Source organism: Microcoleus sp. BM001215392, assembly GCF_036700185.1.
Lineage (GTDB): Bacteria > Cyanobacteriota > Cyanobacteriia > Cyanobacteriales > Microcoleaceae > Microcoleus.
The window spans coordinates 1-9,737 of the sequence record NZ_JAUBOJ010000303.1; the positions used below are offsets into that span (position 1 = coordinate 1).

Consider the following 9,737-nt stretch of genomic DNA (forward strand, 5'->3'; position numbering starts at 1 on the left):
TTCGGAATGCGAGTCCTTTCTTTGATGCGGACTCGCATTCCGAACGATCAAACCTTTTAACTAAGCCATGAGATATGTTTGCTGGTTGTTCATCGGCAATACTCGCAACCGTCTATTTTTCAAATCTGGTTCTAACCCTAGTTCTTCCATGGGAATCACGCCCAGCAAAACAGCGGAAACGCCTTCTGGCAATTCTAAACAATCAAATCTACCTTCTCTCCCTTCTACAATAATTTGAGCGCCTGCAAAAATTCGACCTTTTTTGATGCCAGCCGATGTTTCTACATCTCTTTCTCCTACTTGTCTTAAACCTAGTTGGCTAATAATGGGAGCTGGTAAGGAAAGTAGAGTTGCTCCGGTATCGACAAGAACTTTGTCGAGTACCGCAGAACGAACTTCGTCGGTAGAAATGAATCCCCGTTCGGCCATAACTAGATCGATGAAATTCGTGACGGTGATGGTAGTGATTACTTGACCCATTTGTTTGCCTTGAAGATTGGGGAGTACCAGGGTCATATTATTTTACCTCTTCTCTTTGAGTGTAATTACTGGATATTTCTATTGTAATGCTATCTAGAATCGTGCTTGGTTAGTTAAAATCGTTTTAGTGACCTGTTAAAGTTAGAATTTGCCTCAACGCATGACACCAGAATCGAACTCTCCTCAACCCAATCCTCCTGAGTCCAACGTGACTGTAGAAAGCCCTAACGGTGCAAGCCCTACTGTAACGCCAGAATCAGCGACAATCGTCGCTACTACTGAACCGAAAAAACCGCTGCCGCCTCCTCCTCCAAGTCGTAAGGTTTTTGCTCCGTTGCAGCCTGCACAAACGACTGCTGAGGTGACGGGTTCGGTGCTGACGCTGGCGGCGATCGCCTCGATGATTGTCGGGCTCGCTAACGACAGCATTTGGATCGGCTTAATTGGGGCCGTCGGTGCGATCGGCATATCGCTGCGGATGATGTGGCCGAGTTGGGGCAAAATCTGGGTGCAGGTAATTCCGCCGACTTGGCGCACGCTGATCATCTCTTGCTTCGGGCTGTTAGCTGGGATTGTGGGTTTGCTGATGCTTAGCGGTACTAATACTGAACCGGGAAGCCGCAACATCCAAATCAACTGGGATGCTATCGGAGCTCTCGGCGAGTTAATTGGTGCTTTGGGTCAAATTTTGATCGCAATTTTGGGCGTTTATGTGGCTTGGCGCCAGTACGTGATCTCGAAGGATTTGACGATTCAGCAAAATCGCATTACCCAGCAGCAAACGATCGATGCTTATTTTCAAGGGGTTTCCGATTTAGCCCTTGACGAGCAAGGGTTTTTGGAAGATTGGCCGCAGGAAAGGGCGATCGCCGAAGGCCGCACGGCTGCGATTATGAGCAGTGTGGATGCTGAAGGTAAAGCGAAAATTTTGCGGTTTTTGTCGCAGTCGAGATTGGTTACTCCTCTGAAGCGCGATCGGCTTTTAGGGCGCCCCATCCTTGACGGCGATGGCGGCTACGCTGAAGACAGAGATCACGGCATCCGCGTCATCGATTTAAACGTGATGTTAGCCGGTGCTGACCTCGCTGGCACGGATTTGCGGTGGACTGAGTTGAGTGAAGCCAACCTTGTGCGATCCAATCTCAGCAAGTGCGATTTAGTCAAAGCAAACCTCTCGCGCGCTATCCTCTACGACGCCAATCTCGTTCGCGCCGACATGAGAGCTGCCACATTATTCTACGGCTCGCCAGAAACTGCATCTCCCCGCAGCCGCACGGAATTTCCTAACTATCAAACGGGCGAACATACGGGCGCTGTAGTTGAACGTGCTGATTTCACTGGTGTCAAGCGGCTGTCGGATGAGCAGCGCTATTACTGCTGCGCTTGGTGCGGCTCAAAGTCGCGAGAGACTGTTCCCGGTGGCTGCGAAGGTATTCCCAATAAACTAGGACGCTAAAATTAGCAGTACCACTGTACTTACGTATATATTTGGCGATCGATAAACTGCCGACTATACTGTAATTGAAAATCAACAGTCTGGTGCTGTTTTAGCGATGACAAATACTGATTTAGGGCTAGAAGTAAGTCCGCGTCAAGCAGGCAATAAAAGCAGAGACGGGTTAATTTTTGTGATGGCTATGTGGTTGCTGAGCCGATCGATAATTGCGATCGGGATGCAGCTAATTGCTCCTTTAGTCTCGAAAAAACCCGTCGTGTATCCCATTCAACCACCTCTGGGTTTTGTCAGCAACTTCATTCCCAAAAGCGGTTGGGAACTGTTTTCGCACTGGGACGGTAAATGGTACAGTACAATCGCTACTCTAGGCTACAGTTATGCAGATGACGGACAGCAGCATCCTGTGGCTTTTTATCCGCTATTGCCTTTGTTGATGCGCGGGTTTACGGCTCTCGGAATGCAAGTCGAAGTAGCAGGGGTACTGATCAATAGTTTTGCCTTTCTGGCTGGATTAATACTGATTTATTTTTGGGTGGAGGAGCGACACGAGACTGATGCAGCTAAGTGGAGTGTTGCTGTACTTGCATGGTGTCCCTTCTCGGTATTTTGTACTGTTATTTATACAGAAGGATTGTTTCTGTTCCTGACAGCATCCGCTTTGCGAGCTTTTGAGAGAGGCGAGTATATTTGGGCAGCTTTTTGGGGCGCTCTGACGACTGCCACTAGGGGGCCGGGATTAGCACTGATACCTACTTTTTTGCTGACAGCTTGGAGGAAAAAAAGACCTCCCATCGCTTATGCTGCGGGTTGGGCTAGTGCTCTTGGGATACTTTCATTTAGTCTGTATTGTGCTCTGAGTTTTGGAGATGCTTTAGCATTTTTTCACGTCCAAAAAGCATGGGGTCAGCCTAGTTGGTTCAGCATATTTCAGGATCTTTTGAGTTTCCGGTTGTACCCTGCTACTAAAGTGGGGATGATTTTTGGCGGTTGCTATTTGTTGTGGTATTCCCGAAAAAGATTGAGCACTACACTCGTCTACTTCGGTTTTTGCTCTTTGGCACTGCTGGTTATTTCGGGAGCTCTGCAATCAATAGAGCGCTACGTTTATGGTATTGTGTCGCTGTCCATAGCTCTCGGCTTGTTGCTGGCAACTAAGCCTCGTTGGGGTTACGGGCTGATGGGATTATTTGCTATATTTTTGCTACGCTTTGCCGTGAAATTTGCTAGTTGGGCGTGGGTAGCTTAGGGGGCGATATAGCTTTTCTCACTTTAGTTCGCGGACGAATTTTGACCTAAAAAGCTTGACAATGTAAGGGTTACAGCATACCTCCGCATACCCGATCTTTCTGATAAACGCTATAGTTGGGAAGCATCAGTTGCAAAAACTTAATTTACTCTACCTCCCAAGCTGCCTCAAAAAAGTCTCTTTCGCACAGCATAGCGTAGCGATAGGTTGCTTCGACTTCCGGTGTAGATTCGGCATAGCGATCGACCAAACTTTCGAGCCGTAAAGCTAAAATCTCAAACTCCGGGCTGCTATAGGTGAAAATCCACTCGCTCAAGGCGTGTTCCGGTATATTAGGCTTAGCTAACTGCTGTCCCAAAAAAGCATACAACCGCAAGCAAGGAGTCATCGCAGCTACTGTCAAACCGACACCGCTTCCCCAGGCTGTTGCTAATAAAAAATCCGTGTAGCGGCGGGTAGCAATTCCGGGTTTTGCCTCGGGCAAGTTTACACCCCATGAAGCTGCATATCCTTGATGCAGGCGCAATTCTTCTAAAACGCCGCTGCCGAGATTGTGGATGATTTCAAACCCCTCCCAGTCGGGTGCTTTTGCCGCAGCAATGCTGTAAGCGCGGGCAAATGCTCTCAGAAAAAACGCGTCTTGTGCAACGTAATATGCAAAACTTTTTTGGGGGAGGCTGCCGTCAGCAATGCCTCTGACAAAGGGATGTTGCAAGCAAGCTTTGCTTAAATCTTGATTCGCTTGCCAAAGATAGTTAGAATTTGTCATATTTTTTTATTTTTAGGTTATGTTCTAACTTTTAGCACTAGGATTAACTTTGATGATAACAGATATATTTGGTTTGATGCCATTGGTAAGTCTGGGTGTTTTTTTCATCGTATTTGAGAAAATAGATAAGTGTTGGCGCAGAGCTATTTTGTCCGCCGCCATTGTTTGGGGAGTTATAGTTGCTTTATCTACGGAAATTTTCAGCTTATTTAGGTTGCTGACTTTTGAATGGGTGTTCGGGCTGTGGTTGGTCGTAAATATTCTAGGCTTGATTGTTTATCTAAAATTTAAAAGTGTCAACCCAATTTTTGAGAAAAATCAAGACGATCGATTTCCGAGTGTCTTAAGGGGGTTGCTAGGCGGTGTATTATTTATTTTTGCTGCGGTTGGTTTGATTGCTGTAGTTGCACCGCCTAACAATTGGGATTCGATGACTTATCACATGAGCCGGGTTGTTCACTGGATGCAAAACCGCAGTGTCGAGCATTATCCTACTTCTTACGTGCCGCAGTTGTATCACCCGCCGGGGGCTGAGTTTGCGATTATGCACTTTCAGATTATCAGCGGGGGCGATCGCTATGCTAATTTGGTACAGTGGTTAAGCATGGTGGGAAGTGCGATCGCAGTTTCTTTAATTGCTAAGCAACTGGGCGGCAACAATCGCGGTCAAGTTTTTGCGGCTGTGTTTGCTGCGACTTTGCCGATGGGTATCCTCCAAGGTTCTAGCACTCAAAACGATTACGCTGTATGTTTCTGGGTAGTTTGTTTTGTCTCCTGCGGTTTAGCAGGACTTTCAGCAGGAATCACGGGGTTTAATACTTTCAAAATTGGTGCTAGTTTGGGTCTAGCTCTGTTGACAAAAACGACAGCTTATATCTTTTGTTTGCCTTTTATTATTTGGTTTATTGTAGGAGGAATTAAAGGTTTTCGGGGAAAGATGCTGCAACCAATATTAATTATAGCCGCTGTAACTTTTCTGATAAATCTTGGTCATTTTTGGCGAAATTATGATTTGTTTGGTTATGCGATCGGCGCACCTGAAAGTTTTACCAAAGAATATAAAATTGAAGCAATTACACTGCCAACTTTCCTGTCAAATGTCATTAGAAATTTAGGTATGCAAGCCGGGACGAGGATTTCCCGGATTAACGGTGCGATTGTGGGAGCGATTAACGTGCTGCACCGAATACTGGGCGTAGCCACAAACGATCCGCGGATCACTTGGCCTCCCGGACAAGTATTTGCGATCGCCACACCGTCATTTAATGAAAACACAGCTACCAATCCCATTCACTTTTGGCTGACATTTGGCACAATCGCACTTATATTTAAAACTCCTATTTTGAGAAAAAGCCAAATAGTAGTAACTTATTTAATTGCTACAATCATGACATTTTTATTACTGTGTTTTCTGCTGAAATTGCAACCTTGGCACAGCCGCCATCACCTCTCAATATTTATATTATTTTCTCCCCTATTTGGATTAGCCGTCTCCCAGTTGTCAAATCATAAAATAGCGAACAATCTCGCGGCGATTTTGATTATCATGTCGCTACCTTGGATTTTTCACAACCAATTTAGACCTCTCATGGCAGATAGTAACATTTTTAATAGCAGCAGAAACGAGCTTTACTTTACAAGTCGGCCGAAAATCGAGGTTGCTTACCATACAGCAGTAGATTTTGTGAAATCTCAAAACTGCACGAATATAGGATTGTCATTTTGGGCTAAAAGTGTCTGGGAATATCCCTTGTGGGTAATGTTTCCAGAATCGGGAAAACCAGCACCTCGCATCGAACACATTTCGACGATAGATCCTGTCGTCGAGCAAAAACTAAACATAGAGCCTTACAAAAGTTTTATCCCTTGTGCGATACTTTACTCTGCACCAAAAAATGACGGTAAACAACCAAAAGAGATCGCAGTCAAAAATCAAACTTACGAACAAAAATGGTCGATGGAACCGCTGAGCGTGTTTGTAAAAAAATAAACAGTTAATGCCCCGATCGTACTACAGAAACTCCGATGCAAAATACACCTAGATATTCCTTAATAATTCCGATCTATAACGAAGAAGAAAATCTCCCAGAATTGTACCGACGAATTAGTGCGGTGATGGAGCGCCTGGATGGCCCAGTAGAGTTAATTTTAATCAATGATGGCAGTCGCGATCGCTCTCTGGAACTTCTGCGAGAATTGCACGCACAAGACTCGCGAATTTGTTACCTCAGTTTTGCCCGCAATTTCGGCCACCAAATAGCCGTAACTGCTGGTTTAAACTTTTCTCGCGGTCAAGTTGTAGCGATCATGGACGGCGATTTGCAAGACCCGCCAGAGCTAATTCTAGATATGGTAGAACAGTGGCGGCTCGGGTATCAAGTGGTTTACGCTCAGCGCACTCAACGCCGTCAAGAGGGTTGGTTTAAGCGACTGCCAGCTTATATGTATTATCGCATTTTGCGGAATCTTGCCGATGTTGATATTCCCACAGATACGGGAGATTTTTGTTTGATGGATCGGTGTGTTGTGGATGTACTAAATGCGATGCCCGAACGCAATCGTTATATTCGGGGACTGCGGGCTTGGATTGGTTTTAAACAAACTGCTGTTAAGTTTGAACGAGATCCGCGTTTTGCTGGCGATGTTAAGTATACGTTCAGCAAATCTTTTGCTTTGGCGATGAACGGTTTAGTTTCTTTTTCAAAAGTTCCTCTGCAACTGTCGATTTATTTGGGTTTATTTTCGGCTTTGGTGTCTGTTTTAATGGCTTTTTTAGTTTTGTACTGGCGTCTTTTCTCTCCGGGTGCGGCATTAACTGGTTTGACAATTATAATTATGGCGGTTTTCTTTTTGGGTGCGGTACAGTTGGTGAGTATTGGGATTTTGGGTCAGTATGTCGGGCGGATTTACGAAGAGGTGAAGGGGAGGCCGCTGTATACGCTGGGAGAAGTTGCGGGTTTTGCCGATCGCAATCCATCGTAAAAATTGTCCAAATCCTCCTCCTTGACAACTAAAATTTCACTCGTTGATAAAACACCCGTTTCACATTTTCAGCCGCCGTAACGTACAACAGCACGATCGCCAAGAGCACCAGCACAAAACTCAACGGCAACGGTTGAAATCCCAGCAGCCTTCCCAAAGGTGTCCAGGGAATAACGATCGTCACTCCTGCGGTAGCCAGCGTCGCCATCAACAAGTATTTTCCGGGTTTACTGTCAAAAATTGATTTGCGGGTACGAACGACTAGGACAACCATCGAAGCAGAGATGACAGACTCCAAAAACCACCCGGTTCTAAACTGCTGTGGTTGAGCGTGCAGCAGCAACAGCAGCGCCCCAAACGTCAGGTAATCAAAGATTGAGCTCAGCAAACCAAACACAATCATGAAGTTGCGGATAAACTTGATATCCATCCGGCGCGGTTTGTTGACTAACTCCTTGTCTACGCGATCGGTGGCGATCGTCAATTCCGGGAAATCAGTTAATAAGTTAGTCAGCAAAATCTGACTGGGTAACAGAGGCAAAAACGGCAGAAACAAAGAAATTCCCGCCATGCTAAACATATTGCCAAAATTAGCGCTCGTTGCCATAAATACATATTTTAAAGTGTTAGAAAATGTCACCCGTCCTTCCTTAACACCTTCGATCAGGACATTCAAATCCTTTTCCATCAACACAATGTCAGCAGCTTCCTTTGCCACATCCACAGCACTTTCTACCGAAATACCAACATCAGCAGCATGAAGCGCAGAAGCATCGTTAATCCCATCTCCCAGATATCCAACTACATTCCCTGCTTTTTTAAGAGCGATGATAATCCGCTCTTTTTGGTTTGGCTCTACCTCAGCAAAAACATTTGTTTCTTGTACTCGGTGCATCAAGGCTTCATCGCTGAGTTTTTCTAATTCAGAGCCCGTCATTGCCTTTGGTTCGGGCAGTCCTAACTGCTGAATGATACTCATAGCAACCGCCTTGCTATCTCCAGTAATCATCTTCGGAGTAATTCCTAGCTGTTGCAACTCTTTGAGGGTGTCAGCGATGCCTGGTTTTGGCGGATCGAACAGCGCAATGTAGCCCAGAAAAGTCATGTTTGTTTCATCATCTTTGCTGAAGGAATCGCAATCGAAATCGCGATAAGCCACGCCCAATGCTCTAAATCCTTTACTGCCCAAATCTTCTGCTTGTTGGTGGAGTTTTTGTCGCTCGTTTGTAATGTCGATCGTCTTCCCCTCAGCAGTTTCAACGGTTGAGCAAACATCCAGAATATTTTTAAGTGCGCCTTTCGTAATAATTAAATGCGTACTGTCTTTTTTGAACAAAATGCTGAGACGTTTGCGGTTAAAATCATAGGGAACTTCATCTAGTTTTTGATAACTTGAAATATCGAAGGTTTTGTATTCGCGAATCGCTTTGTCGATCGGATTCACGTAACCAGACTCAGAGGCGGCATTCAAATAAGCATAAAGTAAAACCCGATCGCTATTTTCCCCTTCGACATCAACCGCAGAGTGAATTTTCACCTCTCCTTCCGTCAGCGTACCCGTCTTATCGGTGCAAAACACATTCATACTGCCAAAATTCTCGATCGCAGGTAAGCGCTTCACAATCACCCGCTTTTTCGCCATTGTCTGGGCACCGCGCGCCAGGTTAACACTGACTATAGCTGGCAGCAATTGGGGAGTCAAACCAACCGCCAGCGCCAGAGAAAACATAAAAGATTCGACTACAGGGCGATGGAGGTAGACGTTGGTGGCAAAAATTAGAGCCACCAAAACGAGCGTTACTTCCATCAAAAAGTAGCCGAATTTGCTCAGCCCGTGTTCAAATTCTGTTTCGGGAGGCCTTAGTTTTAGACGTTCCGATACTTTGCCAAATTCCGTTTCTTTCCCAGTACCAACAACTACGGCTTTCCCCGTTCCACTAATCACATTGGTTCCCATATAAAGGGAATTGGTGCGTTGATTTAGTCCGGTTTCCGCAGGCAACATACCACTTAGTTTGTCAACCGGATATGTTTCTCCTGTGAGTGCTGCTTCATTCACCGATAAATCTTTTGACTCTAAAACTAGACAGTCGCCAGGAATATTTTTACCTGCACAAAGCACCACAATGTCGCCCGGAACCACTTCCTCATTGGGGATTTCTTGAGATTGACCGTCTCTCAACACAGTTGCTTTAACTTGCACTAATGCTAATAGTTTTTCGACAGCGTTCGATGCTCCTCGCTCTTGCCAAAATCCTAGTAGCCCGCTAATTAGGACGATCGTCAAAATGATGATGGCATCTAGCGCATCTTTCAAAAAAATCGATAGCACCGCCGCCAAAATCAGAATCACGATAATCGGACTCTTGAACTGATTTAGCAACAGCATCAAGGCGCTCGATTTGCGTGTTTGTTTGAGGCTGTTTGCACCGTACTGGCTCAGGCGTTGTTTCGCATCTTGACCGCTTAATCCTGCTGTTGTAGAGCGCGTCTGCTGGAGCACCTGCTCTGTGGATAAGCTCCAAAATGCGGAATCTGTATTCATTTTTTTCTACCTTAGGTAGATGAGTGGTAAAATACGCAAGTAGGTAAGTAAAAAAAACAATAATACAAGAGAGATACAGCGTATCCCAGGTTTATGAAGTGCAGTAGGGACAAAGGCTTTCGCCGTGTCCCTACGGAGATTTATCGATCCGGGGTGTACTTCATAAACGTGGAATTTGCTGTAATTGTAGATAGGTGCATCTCATTTTTGAAGCCTGAAGAAGCATGACCGCATATAAGTTATTAGTTATAATCTCATA

7 protein-coding genes are annotated in these 9,737 nt (G+C 45.4%); 4 read left to right on the top strand and 3 right to left on the bottom strand.

Going from position 1 to position 9,737, the window contains the following annotated elements:
- Positions 1-60 precede the first annotated feature (60 nt).
- Entirely contained in the window at positions 61-516 is a 456-nt protein-coding gene (locus QT974_RS25390; protein ID WP_333471182.1) for an aspartyl protease, read from the bottom strand.
- Between the two features lie 124 nt (positions 517-640).
- On the opposite strand from QT974_RS25390, the gene QT974_RS25395 reads away from it, so the two are divergent.
- Both QT974_RS25395 and QT974_RS25400 read left to right on the top strand, forming a co-directional pair.
- A complete protein-coding gene (locus tag QT974_RS25395; protein ID WP_333471183.1) occupies positions 641-1,936 on the top strand; it encodes a pentapeptide repeat-containing protein in 1,296 nt (431 codons plus the stop codon).
- Positions 1,937-2,033: 97 nt separating this feature from the next.
- Positions 2,034-3,182 (top strand): mannosyltransferase family protein, encoded by a 1,149-nt coding sequence (locus QT974_RS25400; protein ID WP_333471184.1) that lies wholly within the window; start codon positions 2,034-2,036, stop codon positions 3,180-3,182.
- Between the two features lie 145 nt (positions 3,183-3,327).
- On the opposite strand, the gene QT974_RS25405 is transcribed toward QT974_RS25400, so the two are convergent.
- A complete protein-coding gene (locus QT974_RS25405) occupies positions 3,328-3,951 on the bottom strand; it encodes a TenA family protein (RefSeq protein ID WP_333471185.1) in 624 nt (207 codons plus the stop codon).
- A gap of 52 nt (positions 3,952-4,003) precedes the next feature.
- Between QT974_RS25405 and QT974_RS25410 the strand changes: the two genes are divergently transcribed.
- Together QT974_RS25410 and QT974_RS25415 are read left to right on the top strand one after the other, a co-directional pair.
- Positions 4,004-5,941: a glycosyltransferase family 39 protein gene (locus QT974_RS25410; protein WP_333471186.1), complete on the top strand. Its 1,938-nt coding sequence runs from the start codon at positions 4,004-4,006 to the stop codon at positions 5,939-5,941.
- A gap of 35 nt (positions 5,942-5,976) precedes the next feature.
- A complete protein-coding gene (locus QT974_RS25415) occupies positions 5,977-6,933 on the top strand; it encodes a glycosyltransferase family 2 protein (protein ID WP_333471187.1) in 957 nt (318 codons plus the stop codon).
- Positions 6,934-6,961: 28 nt separating this feature from the next.
- On the opposite strand, the gene mgtA is transcribed toward QT974_RS25415, so the two are convergent.
- Complete coding sequence (mgtA, locus tag QT974_RS25420; RefSeq protein ID WP_333471188.1) at positions 6,962-9,478, bottom strand: magnesium-translocating P-type ATPase; 2,517 nt, start codon at positions 9,476-9,478, stop codon at positions 6,962-6,964.
- Positions 9,479-9,737: the final 259 nt, after the last annotated feature.